Genomic DNA, 22,894 nt, shown 5'->3' with positions numbered 1-22,894 from the left:
AGCGATTGGTAAAGTAATTGGGAAAAGAGGAGTCCAATAACTCGAAGAATTTGTTTCATGATGTGTTTTGTTTTGTACCCCAACATACTCAGCAACTCATCCGGTTGTGTCTGACTGATGGAGGAACAAGGTTGTTCACTGGCGGACAACCACTAGAATTTGATGTCGTGTTGTCATCCTCGGCAGCGTCATTTCCATCATCTGACTCTTCAGATTCTTCTCTTTGAGAGTTGGATCCAGTCGTATCATCCACGTCAGTGATTCCAGATTCCGTCATCGATACTGGCATGTTCTCAATTGCGTCTTCATACTCTTCCTCATTATTTTCTATAATATTCCCTACCGACTGATCATATGGACTATACATGCCGTTATCTTTGTTTTCTTCGTAAGTTTTTTCTACGTCTTCCAGTGTAATGACCCCGTCTTCGTTTTCACGTCGTAGCTCTTGGACCTGCTCGCCCGTCGCTACTGTCACGATTTCGCCCTGTTCATCGTTGTAGAGTTGAATGCCGTCTTGAGACGCGCCACCCGTCGGAACGACCATCGTCACGTCGGTTCGCGTCTCATAGATCAGTGCCGTCGAAGAGCACATACTGCCGATACTTCCACCCATGTACACCCGGCGTTCGCCCTCGTCACAGCGATCGCCCACCCTGGCAGCACTGGCGGTCGTGGGGTCGACGGTGATCGTCGTCGTGTTGACGTAGCCAGCCTCGTCCGTCACGGCGGCGAGCAGTTCCGTCGACCCGGTTTCGGAGAACGTGTGAGTGAGCGTCGTCAGCGTCGTGGTGCCGTCGACCGTCGTGCTGTTGACGCGCGTGTCGTCCTGATAGAGTGACACGGAACGAAGGGGTGCTCCGTCGCTGGTCGCCTCGACGACGAAGGGCGTCGATTCGTCTGGAACGACTCTGTCGGGTCCATCGAGCGTGAGCGTCGGGCCACGTGCCTCTTCGACGGTGACGTACAGCGTGTCGGTGGCCGTTGCGCCGTCGTCGTCGGTCACCGTCACAGTGACCGACCAGCGCCCGGTGACGTTCGGCGTGAAGGTCGGCTGGAGGCAGTTCCGACACGACGGGGCGACGGTCGCGCCGTTTGGGTCCCGGATCGACCACTCGACGGTCTGGATACGCCCGTCGGGATCGTGGGAGTTGGCGCCGTCGAGGTACACCGTCGTCCCGCTCGTGACCGTTTGATCGAGTCCCGCAGCAGCGGTCGGCGGAGCGTTGCCGGCCGCTGAGACGGGAATCGCGAGCGCCGCGAGGAGCCCCAAGAGTACCACGAGAGAGTGGAGTCGTCGCATCTGGGTGGGGCGTGGTTCCGTCTCCGTATTTATAATTTCGTCCATTCGGTTCGGGAATGTTCTCCAGATTAATCGGAAAGATGGGTGGCGTTCGCCAGGGCTGGCGGCCAACACGAAGGCTTTTGGAGTGGCACGCCCGACGAACGGGCAATGATGAGCACGATCGTCACGAGGTGGTGGGCGTGACGCACGATCTGACGGAGATCACGGTCGTCGGCGACGACGACACGGGCCTGATCGCCGAGGTCACCAGTCTCCTGTTCGAGCGGAGCATCAACATCGAAGACCTGGACCAGGCGGTCCGGGAAGGCGTGTTCCGGATGACGATGCACGTCGACACCGGCGAGATGGTCTGTACGGAGACGACGCTGCGAAACGACCTCCACGATCTGGGAGACGAACTCGGCGTCGACGTGCAGGTTCGATTCCCGGCCGACCGAGAGACGCAGTCGATCGCCGTCCTGGTCACCAAGGAGAGCCACTGTCTCGAAGCGCTGTTCGAAGCGTGGGCCAGCGGCAGCCTCGGAGCCGACATCGACGTCGTGATCGGGAACCACCCAGATCTTCGGCCCCTCGCCGAGAAGTACGACGTTCCCTTCCACGACATCGGCGACGAGAAGGGGACTCCCGACGAGGGAGAGCTCCTGGACCTCCTCTCGGAGTACAACGCCGATCTGATCGTTCTCGCGCGGTACATGCGCATCCTCAGTCCCGACGTGGTCTTTCGCTACGAGAGTCGGATCATCAACGTCCACCCGTCGCTGCTGCCCGCGTTCCCCGGCGCGTCGGCGTACATGCAAGCGATCGAGGAGGGCGTCCGGATCGCCGGTGTCACGGCCCACTACGTGACGACAGACCTCGACCAGGGACCGATCATCACCCAGCGGGCGTTCAACGTCCCCGACGACGCGACCGAAGAGGAACTCCAGCAGATCGGCCAGCCACTCGAAGCCGAGGCGCTGCTGGAGGCCATCAGACTCCACCTCGAAGACGAGGTGACGGTCCACCGCGGCCGGACGAAACTCCGGAACGCCGACGAGGTCGACGCCCAGCTGGGCGCACCACGAGAGCTCGACGAGCAGAATCCGGATCGCCCCATCGACGGACTGGGCGAGTTCGTTGCCGGCGAAGACGACGAGATCGAGGCCGACGACTGAGACGGATTCTTGCCGCCGTTGGATCGGCCGACCGCACGAGTGCGTGCAGTCGACCGAAACGGCACAACGGCGAGCGTTCTACAGGTCGCGAGCGGCGGCGACCGCGGCGTCCAGCGACGGGGCGTCGAACACGTCGGCCGCTACGTAGGCGTTGGTCCCGGCACAGTAGAGGTCCCGAGCGACACCGAGTACGTCCTCCTCGAGCGGTTCGGGCCGGTGGTCACACAGCGACTTCCAGTCGGCGACGCCCTCCTCGTCCGCGCGGTCTTTGGCGTCGCCGACAGCCGCGACCCACTCGGACTGGGTTCGCTTGTGGTACTGGCGGACGACCTCCTTGGAGACCTGCTGGTCGTCGTAGGAAAAGCGGTTCTCGTCGAAGGTGCCGACCACGTCGGCAACCCGGATCTCGCCCTCGTAGTAGAGACACTCGATCTTGCCGTCCTCGTGGACGAGCCCGGCGTCTGCGGCCTGCTCGGAGACGACGTGGTTGACCGCGCGGGCGAGTTCGTCGAGGCGGTCGATGTCGGCCCGGCCGGCGATCTCGTCGGCGTCGGCGGGATCGAGATAGCGGTCCTGTTCTTCGTATTTCGTCGAGTACTCGACGATCGGCTCGTCGAGTTCGACGACCTCGTCGGGCCAGCTGTCGCGGTCGAGCCCGTGATCGCTGGGATCGGTCCGGCTCCGGAGCGAGGAGCCGACCGGCACGCGGTTGCGGAAGACGATCTCCAAGGGAACGAGGTAGTTCTGGCCGGCGTCGGCGTGGTACGCGTCGTAGTCGTAGCTGCCCCCGTCGAAAGGCAGGTCGGGGACCTGGGTCAGCGAGATCGACATCTCGTCGGGAGCGACACCGGCCGCGAGCGCGTCGCCGAGTTCGACGACCTCGCCGTCGACGACGACGCCCTCGTAGTGAGTGGGCACGTGGTTCTCCTCTAGGAGCTCGAAGTTGAACGCACCCATCGTACACAGCGACGCCCCCTTGTCGGGGATCTCGTCGGGCATCTTGCCCCAGTCGAACACGGAGTAGTCGTCGGTGAACACGAACGAGCCACGGCCCAGCTGGTCGGCAGTGGCCGGTTCGTCGACACGGAACTCCTTGACGCTCGTCATTACTGCCAGCGTCGGCGTGCCCGGACAAAGGCGTTTGCACTTCGCACCGTCGGGCAGCGGCCGTCCAGATCCGTCGCCGGGTTCACCGACGCAGGCACACGTGTTGTCTGGCTGTCTCGACTCGGGCGGGCAACCAAACACCTAACTCCGATCCAGCAGGACCGTCAGTCGATGAGTGGGGTTGCGCCGATCGACATCGGCATCGTCTTCGCGGCCACGATCGCGGTCTGGAAAGGAAGCGGCTGGCTCGAATCGGCCAGCGATCGACTCGCGACCTACTACGGACTGCCACAGGTCGTACAGGGCGCACTCGTCGCCGCGATCGGCTCCAGTTTCCCGGAGCTCGCGAGTGCCGTCGCCTCGGCCCTCCAGGGGTCGCTGTCGCTGGGCGTCGGTGCGATCGTCGGGTCGGCGATCTTCAACATCCTGGTCATTCCGGCGCTGTCGGGGATCGCCAGAGACGGACCGATGGAGGCCAGCCGAACGCTCGTCTACAAGGAGGCCCAGTTCTACATGCTCGCGGTGTCGGTCCTTATCATCACGTTCTCGATGGCGGTGATCTACTATCCCGCCGACGGTGAGCGGCTGGTCGGGACCGTGACCCGTCCCCTGGCACTGCTGCCGCTTGGCATGTACGGACTGTACGTCTTCATCCAGTCGCAGGACACGGCCGACTACGAGGCCGACGAGGACGGACACGAGGGGATCGACGCCGGCAGACAGTGGGCGCTGCTGGGTGCCGGGCTGTTGACGATCCTCGTCGCCGTCCACTTCCTCGTCGAGTCGGTCGACGCCATCGGGCTCGCGCTCGGCGTCCCGGAGTTCATCATGGGCGTCACCGTCGTCGCCGGTGCGACCAGCCTCCCGGACACGCTCGTCAGCGTGCGCTCGGCGCGAGACGAGCGCGGAGTCGTGTCGCTGGGGAACGTACTCGGCTCGAACACGTTCGACCTGCTGGTCGCGATCCCGGCCGGCGTTCTCATCATCGGCGAGTGGGCAGTCGACTTCGCGATGGCCGTCCCGATGTTCGGCGTGCTCACGCTCGCGACGCTGCACCTCTTTACCGTCCTCAGGACGGATCTGGAGATGACGATGGGCGAGGCGTACTCGCTGCTGATCGCGTACCTCGTGTTCGTCGCCTGGGTCGTCGCCGAAGCGGTCGGCGTCGTCGGCGTCTTGCCGTCGTAGCGACCGGCCGAATCGCTCGGCTCGGCACGTTTTGCCTTCGAGCGGTAACCCTCGGGAACGCTACAGCTTCGTGCAGTCCCGCCACGCTTTTGACCGACTACACCTATCGGTAGACGATGCCGGACGCCTTCGACACAGCGGCGAACGTCCCGCGGGGAGAGTTCGACTTCTCCCACCGCCCCGAGACGGACCAGGCCTTCGAGAACGCACTGGCGAAGGCCCGCGACGGGACGCGACTGTCCGTCGACGACGCGATCGAACTCCTGACGACGGGCACCGACCACTCGGGGATCGATCCGCGACGCAAGGAACTCGTCCTGGAAGCCGCGGATCGTCGCCGCGCCGAGGTCGTCGGCGAGGAAGTCACCTTCGTCGCGAACCTCAACAACAACGTGACGACGGCCTGTAACACGGGCTGTCAGTTCTGTAACTTCAAGGATCGCTCCGAACAGTTCCGCACGTCCCACCAGGACGAACACGGCGGTTTCACCAAGACGCCCGCACGGTCTCGCGAGATCGTCGCCGACGCCCTGGAGATGGGGATCTACGAGGTGACCTCCGTCTCGGGACTGCACCCCGCCTTCGTCCTCGACGAGGAACACCGCGAGATCCTCGCGACCAGCGACCGCGGCGACCTGAACTACCGGCCGGCCGGCGAGTACGACACCGATCCGGGCACCTACTGCGAACAGATCGAGGCGATGAGCGTCGGTGGCGTCCACCTCCACTCGATGACGCCCGAAGAGGCCTACCACGCCCGACGGGGCACCGACTGGGACTACGAGGAGGTCTACGGGCGACTGGCCGAGGCCGGCCTCGACAGCGTCCCCGGAACGGCCGCCGAGATCCTCGTCGACGAGGTGCGCGACGTGATCTGTCCCGGCAAGATCGACAGCAGCGAGTGGATGGCGGCCATGGAGGCGGCCACCAGCGTCGGGCTGGACGTGACCGCGACGATGATGTACGGCCACGTCGACAACGAGGCCCACCGGGCGCTCCACCTCGAACGGATCCGCGATCTGCAGGACCGCACTGGCGCGATCACGGAGTTCGTCCCGCTCTCCTTTGTCCACGAGGAGACGCCGCTGTACGAGGAAGGGCTGGTCTCTGGCGGCGCGACAGACGACGAGGACGAGCTCCTGATCGCCGTCTCGCGACTGTTTCTCGACAACGTCGAACACATCCAGACCTCGTGGGTCAAGTACGGCGACGCCAAGGGCCTGAAGATGCTGACCTGCGGTGCCGACGACTTCATGGGGACGATCCTCTCCGAAGAGATCACCAAGCGAGCCGGCGGCGACTACGGCGAGATGCGCACGTTCCGGGAGTACGTCGACATGATCACCGCCGTCGGCCGGATCCCCGTCGAACGGTCGACCGACTACCGCCAGCGCCGCCGGATCGACCCCGACGACCCGCCCTTCGGTCCCGAACTCGGGCCGAAGGCAGACGGCACTCCGATGCTAGAGGATAGTACACGATAGCGCCGCCACCGTGGAACCGTCGGCCCGCGCCGGTCGTTCGGCCGACGACCGCGACCCGACGCCCCGTCGAGCAATCGGGCGCACGCTGTCGCTCGCTCATACTGCCGGCTGTCACTTCGTGACGAGCTTCGCCACCCCGGGGTGGCGAAATCGGTCACAGATGGACAGCCGGTAGTGTCGGTCTACGTTCGCTCGTGAGGAGTCATCGGCACGTCGTGGCTCGGCTGGAGCGTGACCGCGGCCGACAGGTCGAGGTCGCCGTACTCGCGTTCGAGCGTCCACTCGCGGGCGATCGTCGCCAGGATCAGTTGGGCCTCCGTCATCGCGAACTGCTGGCCGATACAGCGACGCGGGCCGCCGCCGAAGGGGAAGTAGGCGTACTCCGGCCGGTCCGATCGGCCGCCGTCGAGGAACCGCTCGGGGCGGAACTGCTCTGGGTCGTCCCAGAAGCGCTCGTCGCGGTGCAACACCCACGTCGGGAGCGTGACGAGACTCCCTTCTGGAATCGTGTAGCCGCCGATCTCGACCGTCGTGGCGGGCGATCGACGGATGTCGTGGGCTGGGGGATACAGTCGCATCGCTTCCTCGATGACGGCACCGGTGTACTCGAAGTCGAACACGTCTTCGATCGTCGGTCGCCCGTCGAGCGCGTCCACCTCCTCGTGGAGTCGCCGCTGGGCCGTGGGATTGCGCGAGAGCAGGTCCCAGACGTAGGTCATCGACAGCGCGGTCGTCTCGTGGCCGGCAAAGAGGAAGGTGACCAGCTCGTCGCGGATCTGCTCGTCGTCCATCGCGGTGTCGGCCGCGAGCAACATCGCGACCAGGTCGTCGCGGTCCGACTCGTCGGCGCGGCGGGTTTCGAGGATGTCGTAGATCTGGTCGTCGATGTGAGAGAGCGCCCGATCGGCCCGCCTGAGGAACGGGACTGGAGCCCAGTCGGGCGCGAAGAACGTGATCGGCTGCTTGCTGGGTTCCAGCGGGGCCTGAAACGCCTCGACGGCCTCGTACAGTCCGCGTTCGGCCGGATCGATATCCTCGCCGAACAGACAGTCGACGAGGATGTCGAGCGTACACCGCGTCATCGCGCGCCGAACGTCGACCGACTCGCCGGCCGTCCAGCGGTCGGCGGTCGCGGCGGCCTGAGCGACCATCCGCTCGGCGTAGTTGCGGATGTGATCCATGTAGAAGGCCGGCTGAATCGCCGCTCGCTGGCGCTCCCAGAGATCGCCGCCACTCGTCAGCAGGCCGTTTCCCACGAACGCTTCCAGCTGGGCGTTGCTCGGTTCGTGTTTGGGGAAGGTGTCGGGATCTTCGAGGACGCGCTTGACGTCGGCGGGATCGGTCAGCATGTAGGTGTCCCACCCCAGCATCTCGTAGTTGACGACGGGGCCGTACTCCGCGGCACAGCGCTCGCGGAAGGCACAGGGGTCGCGAGCCCACTGGTGGGAGTTTCCGATCACGGGCAATCCACGCGGGCCGGGGGCGTCTGTGGTCGTCATCGTGTACAGAGACGGCCGGGACTCGCCTCGGCCTGTCGCCTCGCCGACGAGGTCGATTTAAGTAGCGCCCGGAGAAACTGCGGATATGCGGTACGTCACCGTCCGCGTCGAGCCGCGTGAGGGCACCGCCTTCCACCCGCTCGGGCAGGCGCTGTCCGATGCCGAGGACATCACCCGCGAGGCGATCCACCGCGTCGAGTTGCTCGACGACGGCAGCGGCGTGATGCTCGCGGAGGCGCGGGGCAACCGCGACCACTACGAGGCGATCCTCGACGACAGCGACTACGTCCGTCAGTACGCCGTCACCGGGACCGAGGGGCGCTGGTACGCCTACTGTCAGTTCGATCCCAACGACGCCAACTACCGGATGCTCCAGCACCGCCAGGAGTCGACCGTGATGATGGAGATGCCCATCGAGGTCCACCCAGACGGCGCGATGGAGATCACCTTCGTCGGCGACGAGGGAGCCTTCAGCGAGGCCGTGCCCGCGAGCGGAGAGGCGTTCGAGATCGAACTGCTGGAGACCGGCCAGCGCCCGCCTCGCGGCGAGGACCTCTTTGCCTGTCTGACCGACCGCCAGCAGACGATCCTCGAAACGGCGATCGAGCTAGGGTACTACGAGAACCCCCGAGAGGCGACCCAGGCGGAGATCGCCGACGCCGTCGACGCGACCGCCGGGACCGTCGGGGAACACCTCCGGAAAATCGAGCACCGGGTGTTCTCGCAGTTCGTCGATCCGGACTCGTGAGAACGTGCTCGGCAGCTACCGGCCGCCGACGCCGGCAGGGTTCTCGCCCCGGTCTCGCACGGCACGGAACCGCTCGCCGTGGACGTCGTCGCGCTCGATGGCGGCGCGGATCCGCTCGGAGATCCACGCCTCGTCCCCGAGGAACCGCTCGTACACCGGCAGCCGCTCGCGGAGCGGTACGTCGGCGTGGTCCGCCACGGCACGCAGCTCCTGGAGTGCCGGCCACTCGTAGGCCGGGTTGACGTGGTCGACGGTCACCGGCGACACGCCGCCGAGGTCGTCGATGCCACAGTCGACGAGCTCGCGGGCCGGCGCGAGGTTCGGCGGGACCTGGACGGACACGTCTTCCGGCAGCCCGGCCCGAGCCATCGCCGTCACGCGACGCAGCGTCGCCAGGTCCGGGGACCCGCCGTCCCACCGCTCGTTGTCCACGACGGGCTGGACGATCACTTCCTGGACGTGGCCGTACCGCTCGTGCATCGCGGCGATGGCGAGGATGCTCTCGGCCCGGTCGGCCCAGTCCTCGCCGATGCCGACCAGAATTCCGGTCGTAAACGGGACTCCGAGCTCGCCAGCCACCCGCAGCGTGTTGAGCCGCTGGCCGGGGTTCTTGGCTCTGGGGCCGCCGTGGGCCTGCACGTCTGCGGTGGTTTCGAGCATCACGCCCATCGAGGCGTTGCGGTCGGCCACCGTTGCCATCTGCTCGCGCGTCTGGTCGCCGGGGTTGCTGTGTGGGAGCAGTCCCTCCTCCAGGGCGATCTCGCAGGCCCGTCGAAGGTACGTGTGGATCGACTCGTACCCCCACTCGGCGAGCTGGTCGTGGACCGCCGTGTAGCGGTCGTCCGGGTCGTCACCGAAGGTAAACAGGGCCTCCGTACAGCCGGCGTCGGCCCCGCGCCGGCAGGTCTCTCTGATCTCCTCGGTGGTCATAAGTTCGGCCTGGCCCGGCGGATCGTAGTAGGTACAGTAGGTACAGGTGTACCGACAGGCCGTCGTCAGGGGTAGGAAGACGTTGCGCGCGAACGACAGCGACGGCGCGGCCGACACGTCGGCTGGGGTCGTCTGCAACAGCTGCTCGATCGCCTCCTCGTCGATGGACAGCGACAGGTCGTAGTCGCTCGCGCCGGGAATCACGTCACCGTCTCGGAACTGCGAGGGCAAAAGTCCTTCCGGACGATCAGGATCGCTCGACGGTGGTCCGCCCGTCGGCGACGGTCAACTGGACGCCTGCGCCCCGCAGCCAGTCGGCACCCGCTCGCTCGCCGTGGAGCAGGACCTCCGCGAGGTCGGCCGGCTCGTCGACGTCGGTGCTCAGGCGATAGGAGTCGACCTCGGTCACCGTCGCACCAGCGTTGCGAGCGATCCGGCGGTGGTCGCGGATCGACGCGTCGTGGTAGTCGACCCGGAAGTCGGGGTGGCGTGCGACGAACGCGTTCGTCCCGCCGCCACGGCCCGGAGCGAGGACCACGTCGCCCTCGGCCGCCAAGAGTCGGTCGAGCGCGTCCGGGGTCGCCAGCGCGAGGTCAGCCATCACGACCGCGACCGGCTCGTCACTCGCCGCGAGCAGATCGTTGATCGCCGCATCGAGCGAGCGGTCGTCGACGATCACCGGCCGATCGAGGTCGATCGCTTCGGTCGCGAGGATCGTGGGGTCGACGCCGACCGTATCGAGCGCGTCGAGCACGTCCGCGAGCATCACACGAGCGAACGCGCGACGCTCGTCGGCGTCCAGAACTGGCGCGAGTCGCGTCTTGGGTTCGGTCGCAGAAAACGGAACGACGACGCGCATCTACAGCTTCGAGAAGTCGTCGCCCTGCTGGGACTGCCAGTAGTAGATGCCCCCGCCGAGCAGGAGCAAGACGACGAGCACGCCGGCAGCCATCAGAATCGTCTGGGTCGTCTGCTGGGACTGGCGGGCGGAGTCGGCCGTGTTCTGAGACTGGGCCGCAAGCTCCTGTGCGTTCTCGAAGTTCTCGTTCTCGTACGACGAGATCGCACTGTCGAGCAGGTCCTCGGCTTCCTGGTGGCCACCTGCGGCGTCGATGGCGCTCTGGGCGTCGTCGATGGCCTCGCGAGCGGCCTGGCTCTCGCTCGTGTAGTGGTGGGCGGAGTCGTTGACCAGCTCGTCGGTGTTGCTGCCGGTCCGCTGGTCGAGCGCGGCGACGGTGAACGTCTGTTCGGGGTCGTAGCTGTAGTTTGCGACCGCCGGAGCCTCACCGACCAGTTCGATCTGGATCTCGTCGCCGTTGTTGTCGACGCTCAGATCCTGTTCGAACGACTGTTCGCCGTATGTCGTCTCCCCGTCCTCGACCGGCGTGCCGGCCCTGAGGACGGTGACGGTCCAGCGGACGTTCTGGAGTTCGGTGTTCGCGACGAGCGTCCAGTCGTTGGCCGTGTCGGTGAAGGGATCGTCGATCGTGTACGTCATCGACACCTCCTCCCCGACCTGTGCCTCGCTTGGCACCCCATCCGAAGAGAGAGTGAGAGCAGCGGCTGTCCCCGTCGCGGTCACCAGCAGCGCGACGCAAAGCAGCGCAGTCGCAGTCTTAGAACAGCGGGTCAAGTTCATCATCGTCGTCTTCGACCAACTGCTCTAAGTTATCTTCGCTCTCCTGGCGGATGTCGTCGATGTTGTCCTGTGCCTCGATTGCCACCTGCTGGAGCTCCTTGATGCGGGGCACGTTGTGGACGCCCGACAGGAGCACCGCGGCGGCGACGCGGGGCTCGTTTGTCGGGTAGTCTCCGCCGCGGACTTCCATGCTACCGGTCTGCTCCTCGAGCCACTTGCGCCCGCGCTCGATGCCTTTCCGGTTGAGGTGGGCAGAGGGACCGGCCATCACGAGCAGCGCGCGCTCGGCACCGTCGATCTCGCAGGGCAGTGTCAGCCGACCGAGCGCCGCCTTCCGGACGAGCGAGGTGATTCGGTTGGTGGTGTTGGCGGTGTCCATGTCGTTGCTGTCGTCGCTGCTACTGGAGAACCGCGACAGCAGGCCGCCACCGCTGTTTGACGACATCTCCACGTCCTCGGAGGCGTACCCGACCGTCGAGACGCCACCGCCCGAAAGCGTGTTGATGATCTCCGAGGAGTCGACGACGCTCTCTGCGACGTTGTCGCCGTCGCCGATCTCGCCCGCGCCGAAGAGGACGCCGAAGCGCCTGACGATCTCTTCGTTGATGTGGTCGTAGCCACCCTCGACGGACTCGCCGGTCTTGCGCCAGGCGTCGTTGTCGAAGACGAGCAGGTTGTCCACCTCACGGACGAACGTCTGGAACGAGCGGGCGGCGTTGAGGGTGTAGATGCCACCCTCGTCGCTGCCCGGCAACACGCCGAGCCCGTAGACGGGCTCGGTGTAGATGCGCTTGAGGTGTTTCGCGATGACCGGCGAACCGCCCGAGCCGGTGCCACCGCCGAGTCCAGAGACGACGAGGAAACCGTCGATCTCGTGGACCGGGATGCTGTCGATCGCGCCCTGGATCTCGTCGATGTCCTCCTCGGCGATCTCCGCGCCGAGTTCGTTGTCGGCACCGACGCCGTGTCCCTTGACGCGCGCCTGTCCGATCAGGACTCGATTCTCCTGTGGTATGTTCTCGAGGCCGAGCAGGTCCGCTTTCGCCGTGTTCACCGCGACCGCCGAACGGACGATGCCAGAGTTGGTCCGTTCGTCGTATTCGAGGAACTTGTCGACGATTTTACCGCCGGCCTGCCCGAAGCCGATCATCGCGAGTTTCATTGCTTGGTGAGACTCCGCTTGAAGAGGGAAAGTAGGAAAGCAGGCATAAGCCTTTTGCCAGGATATCGAATACGATATGGTAGTCGAGTTGACTTTTCTGGTCGACACTACGCGACAGCGGCGGATCGAGCCACCGGTGGGGAGCCATCAGTCTCGGGACAGGAGTTCGTCGACGGCCGCCTCTATGGCCGCCCGGACGGCCCGCTCGGGCTGGGTGGCGTCGATGCGGACGAACCGGTCGGGCTCGGCCGCGATCAGGCGCTCGTAGTTCTCGCGGACGTCCGCGAGGTAGTCGGCGGTCTCGAACTTGTTGGTCGCGCCGCTGCGCTCGGCGGCGGTCTCGGCGTCCACGTCGAGGTAGATCGTCGCGTCCGGCGGTCGGGTCCAGGGCGCGTGTACGTCCCTGACGTACCCGAGCGCGTCGTCGAGGCGGTCGCTCAGGGTCGCCCCCTGGTAAGCGTAGCGCGAATCGGAGTACCGATCCGAGACGACGAGTCGTCCGGCGTCGAGGGCCGGCTCGACCGTGTTCGCGAGGTGGTCGGCGTGGTCGGCCGTATAGAGGAACAGCTCCGCCAGCGAATCCGCCTCGTCGTCGTCGATCGATCGCTGGACGGCCTCGCCGTACCACGATTCCGTCGGCTCGCGCGTGAAGACGGCGTCGTCGGGCACGGCGGCGTGGTGCTGGAGCGTCTCCCACGCGGTCGTCTTTCCGCTGCCGTCCAGTCCTTCGAGCGTGAGCAGCATACCCGAGCCGTCGCCGCGGCCGTACGTAAACGCCCCGACTGGTCGGAGCCCCGGCAGCTCCACCGAGATCACTCGACAGGCTGTCAGGACACTGGCGGCGCGTCCTAACTGGGTGCGCACTAGCTTTACATCAGTCCCCGGTCATATATCGGGTATGAACGTACTGCTCGTCGGCGGGAGTGGCTTCATCGGGACGAATCTCTGTACGGCGCTGGTGGATCGCGGCCACGACGTGACGGTGCTGGCACGCTCGCCCGACGCCGCCGATCTGCCCGCCGAGGCGACGGCCGTCGCGGGCGACGTGACCGACTACGACAGCATCGAGGGCGCGTTCGAGGGCCAGGACGCCGCGATCAACCTCGTGGCGCTGTCGCCCCTGTTCAAGCCGAAGGGCGGCAACGAGATGCACGACCGCGTCCACCGCGGTGGGACGGAGCACTGCGTGCGCGCAGCCGAGGAACACGGCGTCGAGCGATTCGTCCAGATGAGCGCGCTCGGGGCCGACGCCGACGGTGCGACCCACTACATCCGTTCGAAGGGCCGAGCCGAAGCGATCGTCCGCGACTCGTCGCTTGACTGGGTGATCGTCCGTCCCTCCGTCGTGTTCGGTGACGGCGGCGAGTTCGTCCCGTTCACCAAGCGGCTCAAGGGGATGTTCGCGCCCGGCGTCCCGATCTACCCGCTGCCCGGCGGCGGCGAGCAGACGCGGTTCCAGCCCATCTGGGTCGGCGACCTCGTGCCGATGCTGGCCGACGCGCTCACCGAGGCCGAACACGTCGGCGAGGTCTACGAACTCGGTGGCCCCGAGGTCCTGTCGCTGCGAGCGGTGACAGAACAGGTCTACGAGGCCGCGGACGGCTCGGTCACCATCGTCCCGCTCCCGATGGCACTGGCCGGGATCGGGCTGAAGACGCTCGGCTTCGTCCCCGGCTTCCCCATGGGCGGCGATCAGTACCGGTCACTGAACTTCGACAACACGACCGACGACAACGACGTCGGGCGGTTCGGCGTCGAAGAGAGCGAGCTGACGACGCTCGGCGAGTACCTCGGCATCGCCGCCAGCGTCGCGAACTGAGCGGCGGCGTCTCCTCGACCGGACGACGTGCTCGGGCCGGCGGGCGAGCGAACGCCGCGGCCCTCCAGAACATTACTGTTGCATCGTCTCCGGGAGTTCTACCTCGTCGGGGGCCGGCATCCACACGTAGTCGAACGTGAGTCCCAGCGCCAGCGGGAGGAAGATCGTCGCCAACACCACGAGTGCGCGACTGCCGAGATTCCCGCCGAGCTTGAACACGCCCGACAGCACCAGCAAGAGGACGAACAGCACGACCGGGCACAACAGCAGCGAGTAGATGACACTCCCCCAGCGCGTGTCGAGTCGCACGCGGAAGAACCGAGTCATCAACGCCGTGACGGCGCTGTTGACCAGCACGATCACCAGCAGTCCGACGAGATCGATGACGGCGACCATGGTCGGGCTAGGGAGTCGAGACGCTTTGCAGTATCGGGACGAGTCGGACGGCGTCGGACGATAGACCGGTGAGGGCTACCTGCTGGCGACGCCTCCCGGGACACGTCGCCACCGCTCGGTCTCACTCCATGCAGATGTAGGTCCGCGTGTCGACGACGCCGTCGAGGTCCCGGATCCGCGTCGCGACGGTGTGCATCACGTCGTACACTTCCTCGCCGGCCGCTTCGGCGATGATGTCGTAGTTGCCGGCGACGATGTGGGCCTCGCCGACGCCGTCGTGACCGCGGATTTCCGACAGCAGTCCCTGGGACTTGCCGGCCGAACTCTTGATCATGATGAATGCACTGACCATGTGTACTGTGTGAACCCATGACATGAAAAGCTTCAGGTCGGTCGCGTGGTTCGCGAGACGCCGACGGCGAGGGTAGTGACGGCCGGGTCACTCTCCGGAGAGCGGTGTCACTCTGGCGGCCGTCGCTTTGAACGTCGCCACGACGGGATCGCCCGGTTCGAGGTCGAGACGTGCCCGACTCGCCGACGTGACCAGTACCGGGATGGGCGTCGCGGCTCCGACGTCGACGGTGATCGTCGCGACGCCGTCGCGCTCGTCGACGGCCGTCACCGTTCCGCGCAGTCGGTTGCGGGCACTCGTCCGGGTGGCCGAGGGACCGGCGTCTGGCTCCTGGAGCGTCACGGCGTCGGCGGTCAGCGTCACCGTCACGTCGTCGCCGGTGTCGACCGACGATTCGCGGTCCCCGACGACGATCGCGTGCAACTCGCCGGCCGGGCTCTCGGCGGTCACCAGCCGTCCCGCTCGCTCGCGAACGGTGCCCGAGAGCGCGATCACGTCCGCGGCGGCCGTACCCGAGACCACGGTGCGGACGCGGGCGAACTGGGTCAGCAGTTCACGGCCCCGGTCGGTGAGGACGCTCCCACCGCCGCCCTCTCCCCCGCGTTCGCGCTCGACGAGCGAGCCAAGCGTCTCTTCCAGAGCGGTCAGGCGCTTGTGTGCCCGAGAGTACGAACGGCCCAGCGCAGTGGCGGCCGCGTTCAGCGATCCCTCGCTGTCGACGGCCCGCAACAGCGCCGCGTCCGACGCGTCGACGGTCACCTCATCGGCAGTCAGCGAGACGGCCACGTCCGTGTCCATACCCACGCCGACGGACGGAGCGAGCAAAACCGTTATGTTGTACTCAGCACAACCCCGTTATGTTGGGCGTGATACAACGATGGACAACACCAGGGCTGCGGTCTCCCGTCGAGGGTTCCTGTCCGCGATCGGGGCCGTCGGCGTGGGGACACTCGGGGGGTGTACCGGCGTCACGGGAACGGAAAGCGGCGCAGTCGGCCTGCTGTGTGCCGGCAGTCTCGCCCGCACCGTCGAGCGACACGTCGGCCCGGCGTTCAGAGAGCAGACGGGGCGGGCGATCCACGGCGAGTACCACGGATCGAACGCCGTGATGCGGATGGTCAAAGAGGGCGTCAAGCGGCCCGACGCCGTCGTCAGCGCCGACGCGACGCTCCTCCGGGACCGACTGTACGGGGTGGCCACGGACTGGGACGTGACTTTCGCGGCGAACAGCCTGGGGCTGTGCTACAACGAGGCGACGGGGCCGGGCGAACAGCTGGCGGCCGGCACCCCGTGGTACGAGGTCGTCGACGACGCCGACGACGGTGCCATCGCCATCGGCGACCCGGAGCTGGACCCGCTGGGCTATCGCGCGCTCCAGGCGTTCGAACTCGCACAGCGGGCACACGACCTCGACGGCTTTCGCGATCGGGTGGTCCCGCGGCTGTACACCGAGCCAGACGAGCCACAGCTGCTCGCGGGCGTCGAGACGGGGTCTCGTGCTGGCGCAGTCGTCTACGAGAACATGGCCGCCGACCGCGGGCTGCCCTTCGTGGCGTTTCCGGACCGCTACAACTTTTCGAACCCGGCGCTGGCAGACCACTACGCGACAGTCTCGTACACGACCGACGACGGCTACACCGCGACGGGACGGCCGATCCTCTACAGTGCGACCGTCTGTGACGACGCCGACGATCCGGCGGGCGGGCGGGCACTCGTTCGGTTCCTCTGTGCGAATCCGTCCGTGCTGAGGGCTGCCGGCCTGCGCGTGAGCGAGCAACTGCCGGGCGAACACGGCTCGGTCCCCTCGGAGGTGACAGTGTGAGAGCGTTCGACCGAGGACACCTTCGGACGCCGAGCCGGCTCGTGCCGGCGCTGCTGGGCGGTGTCCTGCTCGTCCACTTCGTCGTCCCGTTCGTGGCCTTCCTCTCGCGGACTGGCGCGTCGAACGTCGTCGCCGGACTGTCGGCCCCGCCAGCGCAGCGCGCGATCCGGAACTCGCTGTTGACGGCCCCCGTCGCCACCCTGGTTTCGACGCTGTTCGGCGTCCCGCTGGCGTACGCGCTCGCTCGAACGTCCGTCCGCGGGAAGCGCCTGATCGAGGGGATCGTCGTCCTGCCACTGGTCGTGCCGCCGGTGGTCGGCGGCGCAATGCTCCTGACGGCGGTCGGGCGCTTCACGCCGCTTGGCCGCGCGGCGCTGGCGGCGGGCCTCCCGCTGACCGACAGTCTCGCGGGCGTGATCCTCGCCCAGACGTTCGTCGCCGGCCCGTTCGTCGTCGTCACGGCGCGGGCCGGCTTCGGTGCCGTCGACGAGCGACTGGAACAGGCGTCGCGCTCGCTCGGGTACGGACCGCTGGCGACGTTCTGGAACGTCTCGCTCCCGCTGGCACGGGGCGCGATCGTCGCGGGCGTCGTCCTCACGTTCGCGCGAGCGGTCGGGGAGTTCGGTGCCACGATGATGGTCGCGTACAACCCCCGGACGATCCCCACCCGGATCTGGGTCGAGTTCATCGCCGGAGGGATCGACGCGATCGTCCCGCTCGCGCTGGCGTTGCTCGCCATCACGGTCGTCGTCGTCACCACGGTCCAGCGGCTCGGACACGTGCCGACGGTGGTCGACGGATGACCCTCGAAGTCAGCGGCCTCACGCACCGCTACGGCTCGAAGACGGCCGTCGAAGACGTGTCGTTCTCGCTGGCAGACGGGGAGATCGTCGGGCTGCTCGGGCCGAGTGGCTGTGGCAAGACGACGATCGTCCAGGCGATCGCCGGCCACCTCAGCCCGACCGCGGGCCGGATCTGGCTGCGCGGCGAGGACGTGACTCGGCAGCCGCCCGAACGCCGACGGGTGAGTGTCGTCTTCCAGGAATCGACGCTGTACCCCCACATGACCGTCGGCGAGAACGTGGCCTACGGGCTCGAAGCACGCGAGGTCGACCGCTCGCGGATCGACGCACTCGTCGAGACCCACCTCGAACTGGTCTCGCTCGCGTCGCGGCGCGACGCCTCCCCCGCCGAACTGAGCGGCGGCCAGAAGCGCCGCGTGGAGCTGGCACGGGCGCTGGCACCGGAGCCGGACGTACTGCTGCTCGACGAGCCGCTGTCGGCACTGGACCGCAGCCTCCGCGAAGAGCTGCGGCGGGCGATCGGTCGCATCCAGCGAGAGACCGGCGTCACGACGCTGTTTGTCACCCACGATCAGGCGGACGCGATGGCGCTCGCGGATCGACTCGTCGTCATGAACGAGGGCGCGATCGCGGGAGTCGACACGCCACGGGCGCTGTACGAGTCGCCCCCCACGCCCTTCGTCGCGTCGTTTCTCGGACGGTCGAACACCGTCGAGGCGACCGTCGTCGAACCGGAGCCGCTCGTACTCGCGGTCGGCGAGCAGACGCTGACACTGCCGGAGGCCCGGAGCGACAGACCGGTCGGAGCCTCGGTGTCGTGTCACGTCCGCCCGGCGGAGCTGACGCTGGCCGGCTCGGACAGCACCGACACGGTGCCGACGCTGAGCGGGGCGGTGAGCCACGTCACGGACCGGGGGTCGCGCTACGACGTGTCGGTCACCCTCCCGACCGACGAGACGGTCGTCGTCGAGCGCCAGTCCGAGCCGCCGGCAGTGGGGACGACGGTGACAGTTCGGGTGCCGGCGGCGAAGGTGACGCGCTTCGGGGCCGACACGGCAGGAGAGTGACCTGCCGGGAAAATCACGGTCGCGCTCGCACGGACCGGTGTCGTCGCAAGCAGTGAGTCGCCACCAGGGAGCCGCTCACTGCTTGCGACGACCGTCCGTATCACGCACCGCCGGAACGAGCGCGCATCGCCGACCAGACGGCGACGGAACCGAGCAGGAACGCCGGGAGCAGTGGGAGAACCAGGTAGGCGTCACGCAACGTCAGCCCGAGCGACTGGACGAACGACTGTGCGGCCGGGAGGAGGAGGAGCGCGCCGGGAGCGACGATGAAGGCGAAGATCACGGTGGCGACCAGCGTCCACCCTCGCCAGTCGAACTCGCGTTCGCCGTCGCCGCTCGACGGCGGTTCGCCGCTGGGTCGATGGACGTAGCCCGCGTCGTCGTCGCTACTCATCGGCTCCTCCCTCGTACTCGCTGTCCGGAACGACGACGACCTTGCCGAACCCCTCGCGGTCCTCCAGCAGTTCGTGGCCGCGTGCGGTCTCGCTCATCGGGAGGACCGCCCGGATCAGCACCTCGAAGGTCCCGTCCCAGACCAGTTCGAGCACGTCGTCGAACTCGCCGGGACCGGCCATCGTCGAGCCGTGGACGGAGAGCTGGTTGCCGAAGATCCGGTTGACGTTCGTCTCCGGCGTCGGGCCGGTGGTCGCCCCGCAGGTCAACAGTCGGCCGCCGTTCGCGAGACTGCGCAGCGACTGTCTCCAGGTGGCCGCGCCGACGTGATCGACGACCACGTCGACGCCGCGCTGGCCGGTCTCCGCGCGGACGACGTCGGCGAAGTCTTCGGCCTCGTAGTCGATCGCGAGATCCGCACCCAGCCGACGAGCGGTCGCACGCTTCTCGTCGCTGCTGGCCGTCGCGATCACCTCACAGCCGGCGTGGTCGGCGATCTGGACCGCCGCGTGGCCGACGCCGCCGCTCGCTCCCAGAACGAGGACCGTCTCTCCGGCGTCGATCTCGCCGCGGGTGTGGAGCATGCGCCAGGCAGTCCCGAAGACCAGCGGCGCGGCCCCCGCGGTCGTCCAGTCGACGCCCTCCGGAACGGGGACGAGCGCGTCGGCCGGGACCGCGGTCCGCTCGGCGTGAACGCCCGGACAGTGTTCGCCGAGGATCTCGTAGTTCACACACAGCGTCGGCTCACCGTCGCGACAGAACTCGCAGGTCCCACAGCTGCGTCCGGCGGTGACGGCGACGCGATCGCCGGGGCCGAACCGCTCGACCGCGTCTCCGACGGCCACGACGACGCCCGCGGCGTCGCTCCCGGGGACGTGGGGAAAGTCGAGGTCGATCCCCGGAAGTCCGCGGCGAGTCCACACGTCGAGGTGGTTCAGTGCTCCGGCTCGCACGTCGAGGAGAACGTCGTCGGGGTCGAGTGCGGGCTCGGGAGACGGCCCGTACTCGACGACCTCGCGGTCGCCGTGGGCGGCGAACTGGACGGCATCCATAGCTGGTGGTCAGGCCACCATCGTCTAAACCCTAGGGGTTCGGGACCGCCGGGCCGATCGCCAGCATACTGACCCGGTGACTCGTCCCGTCGGCGTGTGCTTCCCGTGTGGCAACTGCGTCGGATCGGCTCTCGTAGACCCCCTCCTCGCTGCACTCGTGGCAGACGACGTGAAACGCTTCCTCCATACGTTCAGCCCACATACATGTCACTTAATCATTTTGATTTGATAATACAAGGCACACGTCGAAGTGACCGGGCGAAGGCCACGAGCTATTTATCCGCGGCACTGCGAAGCCGGACCATGGTCGACTTCCAGTCACGGAACCGCCGGACGCGGGACGACGAGCGAGGGGAATCTGAGACGGACTCGGAGTCCGACGAGCCGATGGACGACGAGTCGGAATCGTCCGCGCCGGACGAGCCCGAGACGACGGCGGAGGCCGACGAATCCGATCGGGGACCGGTGGCCGGCGTCGCCGTCGTCACCGTCGCCGACGACCGGAGCGTCGAGGACGATCCCGTCGGTGACGCCGTCATCGACGCGCTGGGTCCCCACGAGCTGGTGACCCGCGAGCTGCTCGGTCGCGACCACGACGGCGTCCAGGGCGCGGTCGACGCGCTCGTCAACCGCGGGGACGTCGACGGCGTCGTCACCGTCGGCGGGACCGGCACCAGCACGCGCGACATCACCGTCGAGGCCGTCCATCCGCTGTTCGAGAAGGCACTCCCGGGGTTCGGCGAACTGTTTCGACGACGGTTCTACGAGGCAGTCGGGACCGACGTGATCGCCACTCGGGCGGCAGCGGGCATCGCCGACGGGACGCCGGTGTTTTGCCTCCCCGGCTCCGTCGAGGGAGCCCGTCTCGGCACCGAGGAGATCGTCGTCGAGCAGATCGGTCGGCTCTCCGACCGGATCGACGAGGAGCCGTAGGCCAAACCCATTTGCGGCCACGCGGCCAACGCGACGGTATGGTCACTCGGCTCGCGGACGGCGTCTGGTGGTTCGACCTCCGGGGCGTCAACGCCTACCTGATCGACGAAGCGGTCGCGGGCGACGGCGCTGGCTCCGGCGTGACGCTGGTCGACGCGGGACTGCCCTGGCACGGCAGCCGACTCGTCGAGGGGATCGCCGAGGCCGGCTACGAACTGGCCGACATCGAGCGAATTCTGGTCACGCACTACGACGTCGACCACGTCGGCGGACTGGCGGGACTCGACGGCCTCGACGCGCCGATCTACGTCGGCGAGGCCGACGCCGAACTGGTCGCGGGCCGACGGCGGCCGCCCTGGCACAACCACAAAGGACTGTTCCAGCGGGCGATGGCCGGCTTCGTCTCGCCGCCCGAGAATCCCGTCGAGCAGGTCACCGACGGCGACACCGTCGGGACGTTCACCGTCTACGCGACGCCGGGCCACACGCCCGGCCACGTCGCCTACGTCAGCGAGGCGGCGTCGGTCGGCCTGCTCGGCGATCTGGTACGGGAGTCGGGCGGTTCGCTCCAGCCGTCGCCGTGGCTCCTCAGTTACGCCACCGACGAGGTCGCGCGCAGCATCGCGGATCTGGACGGACGAGCGCCCGCCTTCGAGGTACTGGGCGTCGGACACGGCCGTCCGTTCGAGCGTGACGGCCGTGATCGGCTGGCCGAGGTCGCGAACCGGCGACGAGAGTATCGTAGCCATTGAACGTCAATGCACACCCGATCGCACGACAGCAGTGCAATCGGTGTGTAAATCGTTTCAATTTCTACTATAGCCCCGACAGTTAGCGATCGAACCATTCGTTCGGTTTATGCGATTTCATGCCCAGATCCGACGGTGTAAACGCTCTACCGGGACGATAAAATCGAGCAACAGACGGGAAACTCGCGTAAAGTTCGTTGAAACGCTTCCCGCTACTAAGTGGCCACCAACCCACCACCCAGGTGCGATGTTCGACGACACTGCCACCCGACGAACGGTCCTGAAGTCGGCCGGAGCGGCGGTCGCCGCCGCTGCGGTCCCCGCAGGCGCACAGGCTGGCGAACGCACGTGGACGGCCGTCGAGTCGCCGACGGGCAACACACTGTTCGATGTCGAGTCCACGTCCGCGGGCGCGTACGCCGTCGGCGGTGCCGGTATCGTCCTCGAACGGACGCCCACGGGTTGGCGCAAGGTGCTCGACGGCGGTCCGAGCGGCAACGGCAACAACCTCTACGGCGCGGACGTGACAGACGACGGCAAACGGCTCTGGTTCGTCGGCTCGTCGGGCGCGATCGGTGAACTCGACGTCGAGTCGGGCGTCGTGAACGACCACTCGGCACCGATGGACGTGACCAACAACTTCAACGACATCTCGGTGACGGGCGCGGCCGGCAGCGCGAACGTCTACGTGGCCGGCGACTCCGGGAAGCTGTACTACAGCTTCGAGAACGGCGAGACCGGCAGCTGGGAGGACGTAACTCCCGCCTCCGGCTCGGCGATCAACGCCATCGACTTCTTCGACGACCGCTCGGGCCACATCGTCGACGGCAACCAGACGGTCCTGTACACGAAAGACGGCACGACGTGGGACCGGCTGGGGATCGAGAACGCCAACTACAATTTCTACGGCGTCGACTCCGACGGCTTCGACGACGTGTGGGTCTCCGGCGGTGGCGGCTCGGTGTACCGCTGGAACGGCAGCGAGTGGCGTCGCGCCGACAACGGCGACGCCGGCCTCCGCGACCTCGAAGTCGAGAGCGGCGAGGGGCTCACCGTCGGCGGCGGCGGTGCCGTCTTCGACCGCGACGCGGGCGAAGGCTGGGCGGCCGAACAGACCCCGACCGGCGCGAACCTGAAGGCCGTCGTCCGCGGCGACGTAGACATCGCCGTCGGTGCCGGCGGCGCGATCGTCGAGCGTAAGCGTCGGTCACCGCGACAGTGCCCTCCTACCGGTCACCGCCCTCCTCGGTCCTGAACTGTTCGACGACGGCCGCCCGGCGTACCGGCCCGA

Annotated in this window: 25 protein-coding genes; 11 read left to right on the top strand and 14 right to left on the bottom strand. The window is 67.1% G+C overall.

The annotated features are described in order from the left end of the window. Nucleotides 1–88: 88 nt before the first annotated feature. Entirely contained in the window at nt 89–1,303 is a 1,215-nt protein-coding gene (locus tag AC5FRZ_RS04205; RefSeq protein ID WP_493563942.1) for a PKD domain-containing protein, read from the bottom strand. 182 nt (nt 1,304–1,485) lie between these two features. Here AC5FRZ_RS04205 and AC5FRZ_RS04200 point away from each other — a divergent pair, with 182 nt between their 5' ends. After that, entirely contained in the window at nt 1,486–2,460 is a 975-nt protein-coding gene (locus AC5FRZ_RS04200; protein WP_170093552.1) for a formyltetrahydrofolate deformylase, read from the top strand. A gap of 78 nt (nt 2,461–2,538) precedes the next feature. Here AC5FRZ_RS04200 and AC5FRZ_RS04195 read toward each other — a convergent pair whose 3' ends face one another. Then, the gene (locus AC5FRZ_RS04195) at nt 2,539–3,567 is read right to left on the bottom strand and encodes a phosphoribosylaminoimidazolesuccinocarboxamide synthase (RefSeq protein WP_170093551.1); all 1,029 of its coding nucleotides are present in this window, start codon (nt 3,565–3,567) and stop codon (nt 2,539–2,541) included. 171 nt (nt 3,568–3,738) lie between these two features. Here AC5FRZ_RS04195 and AC5FRZ_RS04190 point away from each other — a divergent pair, with 171 nt between their 5' ends. Continuing rightward, entirely contained in the window at nt 3,739–4,755 is a 1,017-nt protein-coding gene (locus tag AC5FRZ_RS04190) for a sodium:calcium antiporter (protein ID WP_493563941.1), read from the top strand. A 116-nt stretch (nt 4,756–4,871) separates the two neighbouring features. Continuing rightward, the gene (gene cofH / locus AC5FRZ_RS04185) at nt 4,872–6,239 is read left to right on the top strand and encodes a 7,8-didemethyl-8-hydroxy-5-deazariboflavin synthase subunit CofH (RefSeq protein ID WP_493563940.1); all 1,368 of its coding nucleotides are present in this window, start codon (nt 4,872–4,874) and stop codon (nt 6,237–6,239) included. Nucleotides 6,240–6,421: 182 nt separating this feature from the next. Here the strand turns inward: cofH and AC5FRZ_RS04180 are convergent, their stop codons facing one another. Next, nucleotides 6,422–7,738 carry a cytochrome P450 gene (locus AC5FRZ_RS04180; RefSeq protein ID WP_372479568.1) on the bottom strand — a complete coding sequence of 439 codons (1,317 nt, stop codon included), beginning with the start codon at nt 7,736–7,738 and terminating at the stop codon, nt 6,422–6,424. A gap of 85 nt (nt 7,739–7,823) precedes the next feature. On the opposite strand from AC5FRZ_RS04180, the gene AC5FRZ_RS04175 reads away from it, so the two are divergent. Further along, nucleotides 7,824–8,486: a helix-turn-helix domain-containing protein gene (locus AC5FRZ_RS04175; RefSeq protein ID WP_170093547.1), complete on the top strand. Its 663-nt coding sequence runs from the start codon at nt 7,824–7,826 to the stop codon at nt 8,484–8,486. Nucleotides 8,487–8,501: 15 nt separating this feature from the next. On the opposite strand, the gene cofG is transcribed toward AC5FRZ_RS04175, so the two are convergent. The 5 genes from cofG to tmk form a co-directional block, all read right to left on the bottom strand. Then, the gene (gene cofG, locus AC5FRZ_RS04170; protein WP_170093546.1) at nt 8,502–9,620 is read right to left on the bottom strand and encodes a 7,8-didemethyl-8-hydroxy-5-deazariboflavin synthase subunit CofG; all 1,119 of its coding nucleotides are present in this window, start codon (nt 9,618–9,620) and stop codon (nt 8,502–8,504) included. Nucleotides 9,621–9,663: 43 nt separating this feature from the next. Beyond that, complete coding sequence (gene cofC, locus AC5FRZ_RS04165) at nt 9,664–10,275, bottom strand: 2-phospho-L-lactate guanylyltransferase (RefSeq protein ID WP_493563939.1); 612 nt, start codon at nt 10,273–10,275, stop codon at nt 9,664–9,666. After that, the gene (locus AC5FRZ_RS04160) at nt 10,276–11,058 is read right to left on the bottom strand and encodes a hypothetical protein (RefSeq protein WP_372479572.1); all 783 of its coding nucleotides are present in this window, start codon (nt 11,056–11,058) and stop codon (nt 10,276–10,278) included. Next, on the bottom strand, nt 11,033–12,217 hold the full coding sequence (locus tag AC5FRZ_RS04155; RefSeq protein ID WP_170093543.1) for a tubulin/FtsZ family protein: 1,185 nt from the start codon (nt 12,215–12,217) through the stop codon (nt 11,033–11,035). The genes AC5FRZ_RS04160 and AC5FRZ_RS04155 overlap by 26 nt, the downstream gene beginning before the upstream one ends. Nucleotides 12,218–12,364: 147 nt before the next feature. Next, nucleotides 12,365–12,961 (bottom strand): dTMP kinase, encoded by a 597-nt coding sequence (tmk, locus tag AC5FRZ_RS04150; protein WP_493563938.1) that lies wholly within the window; start codon nt 12,959–12,961, stop codon nt 12,365–12,367. Between the two features lie 154 nt (nt 12,962–13,115). Here tmk and AC5FRZ_RS04145 point away from each other — a divergent pair, with 154 nt between their 5' ends. After that, nucleotides 13,116–14,036, top strand: a complete 921-nt coding sequence (locus AC5FRZ_RS04145; protein ID WP_208628397.1) for a complex I NDUFA9 subunit family protein — start codon at nt 13,116–13,118, stop codon at nt 14,034–14,036. Between the two features lie 72 nt (nt 14,037–14,108). Here the strand turns inward: AC5FRZ_RS04145 and AC5FRZ_RS04140 are convergent, their stop codons facing one another. The 3 genes from AC5FRZ_RS04140 to AC5FRZ_RS04130 all read right to left on the bottom strand — a co-directional run bounded on the left by AC5FRZ_RS04140 (nt 14,109) and on the right by AC5FRZ_RS04130 (nt 15,582). Continuing rightward, nucleotides 14,109–14,432, bottom strand: coding sequence for a DUF7991 family protein (locus AC5FRZ_RS04140; protein ID WP_493563937.1), 324 nt, complete (start codon nt 14,430–14,432; stop codon nt 14,109–14,111). A gap of 121 nt (nt 14,433–14,553) precedes the next feature. After that, complete coding sequence (locus AC5FRZ_RS04135; RefSeq protein WP_170093539.1) at nt 14,554–14,784, bottom strand: Lrp/AsnC family transcriptional regulator; 231 nt, start codon at nt 14,782–14,784, stop codon at nt 14,554–14,556. Nucleotides 14,785–14,871: 87 nt separating this feature from the next. After that, on the bottom strand, nt 14,872–15,582 hold the full coding sequence (locus AC5FRZ_RS04130) for a TOBE domain-containing protein (protein ID WP_170093538.1): 711 nt from the start codon (nt 15,580–15,582) through the stop codon (nt 14,872–14,874). Between the two features lie 79 nt (nt 15,583–15,661). Here AC5FRZ_RS04130 and AC5FRZ_RS04125 point away from each other — a divergent pair, with 79 nt between their 5' ends. Genes AC5FRZ_RS04125 through AC5FRZ_RS04115 form a run of 3 tightly spaced genes read left to right on the top strand, consistent with a single transcriptional unit; the run spans nt 15,662 to nt 18,476 of the window. Further along, the gene (locus AC5FRZ_RS04125) at nt 15,662–16,606 is read left to right on the top strand and encodes an extracellular solute-binding protein (RefSeq protein WP_493563936.1); all 945 of its coding nucleotides are present in this window, start codon (nt 15,662–15,664) and stop codon (nt 16,604–16,606) included. Then, nucleotides 16,603–17,409 carry an ABC transporter permease gene (locus AC5FRZ_RS04120; RefSeq protein ID WP_493563935.1) on the top strand — a complete coding sequence of 269 codons (807 nt, stop codon included), beginning with the start codon at nt 16,603–16,605 and terminating at the stop codon, nt 17,407–17,409. The genes AC5FRZ_RS04125 and AC5FRZ_RS04120 overlap by 4 nt, the downstream gene beginning before the upstream one ends. Then, entirely contained in the window at nt 17,406–18,476 is a 1,071-nt protein-coding gene (locus AC5FRZ_RS04115) for an ABC transporter ATP-binding protein (protein WP_493563934.1), read from the top strand. The genes AC5FRZ_RS04120 and AC5FRZ_RS04115 overlap by 4 nt, the downstream gene beginning before the upstream one ends. A 100-nt stretch (nt 18,477–18,576) precedes the next feature. On the opposite strand, the gene AC5FRZ_RS04110 is transcribed toward AC5FRZ_RS04115, so the two are convergent. The 3 genes from AC5FRZ_RS04110 to AC5FRZ_RS04100 are packed head-to-tail and all read right to left on the bottom strand — an operon-like array spanning nt 18,577 to nt 20,108. Next, nucleotides 18,577–18,870, bottom strand: coding sequence for a DUF7977 family protein (locus AC5FRZ_RS04110; RefSeq protein ID WP_153552527.1), 294 nt, complete (start codon nt 18,868–18,870; stop codon nt 18,577–18,579). Next, complete coding sequence (locus tag AC5FRZ_RS04105; protein WP_493563933.1) at nt 18,863–19,921, bottom strand: zinc-binding dehydrogenase; 1,059 nt, start codon at nt 19,919–19,921, stop codon at nt 18,863–18,865. The genes AC5FRZ_RS04110 and AC5FRZ_RS04105 overlap by 8 nt, the downstream gene beginning before the upstream one ends. A gap of 31 nt (nt 19,922–19,952) precedes the next feature. Then, the gene (locus AC5FRZ_RS04100) at nt 19,953–20,108 is read right to left on the bottom strand and encodes a hypothetical protein (RefSeq protein ID WP_170092366.1); all 156 of its coding nucleotides are present in this window, start codon (nt 20,106–20,108) and stop codon (nt 19,953–19,955) included. Between the two features lie 116 nt (nt 20,109–20,224). Here AC5FRZ_RS04100 and AC5FRZ_RS04095 point away from each other — a divergent pair, with 116 nt between their 5' ends. The 3 genes from AC5FRZ_RS04095 (at nt 20,225) to AC5FRZ_RS04085 (ending at nt 22,858) form a co-directional block, all read left to right on the top strand. Then, entirely contained in the window at nt 20,225–20,854 is a 630-nt protein-coding gene (locus AC5FRZ_RS04095) for a MogA/MoaB family molybdenum cofactor biosynthesis protein (protein WP_493563932.1), read from the top strand. A gap of 38 nt (nt 20,855–20,892) precedes the next feature. Continuing rightward, nucleotides 20,893–21,606: an MBL fold metallo-hydrolase gene (locus AC5FRZ_RS04090; RefSeq protein ID WP_493563931.1), complete on the top strand. Its 714-nt coding sequence runs from the start codon at nt 20,893–20,895 to the stop codon at nt 21,604–21,606. Nucleotides 21,607–21,850: 244 nt separating this feature from the next. Then, nucleotides 21,851–22,858, top strand: a complete 1,008-nt coding sequence (locus AC5FRZ_RS04085; protein ID WP_493563930.1) for a WD40/YVTN/BNR-like repeat-containing protein — start codon at nt 21,851–21,853, stop codon at nt 22,856–22,858. Nucleotides 22,859–22,894 lie beyond the last annotated feature (36 nt).

It is taken from the genome of Halomicrobium sp. HArcht1-1, assembly GCF_058933285.1.
Note: the sequence above shows the minus strand (reverse complement) of the source record. Positions and strands in the feature narration are given on the sequence as shown.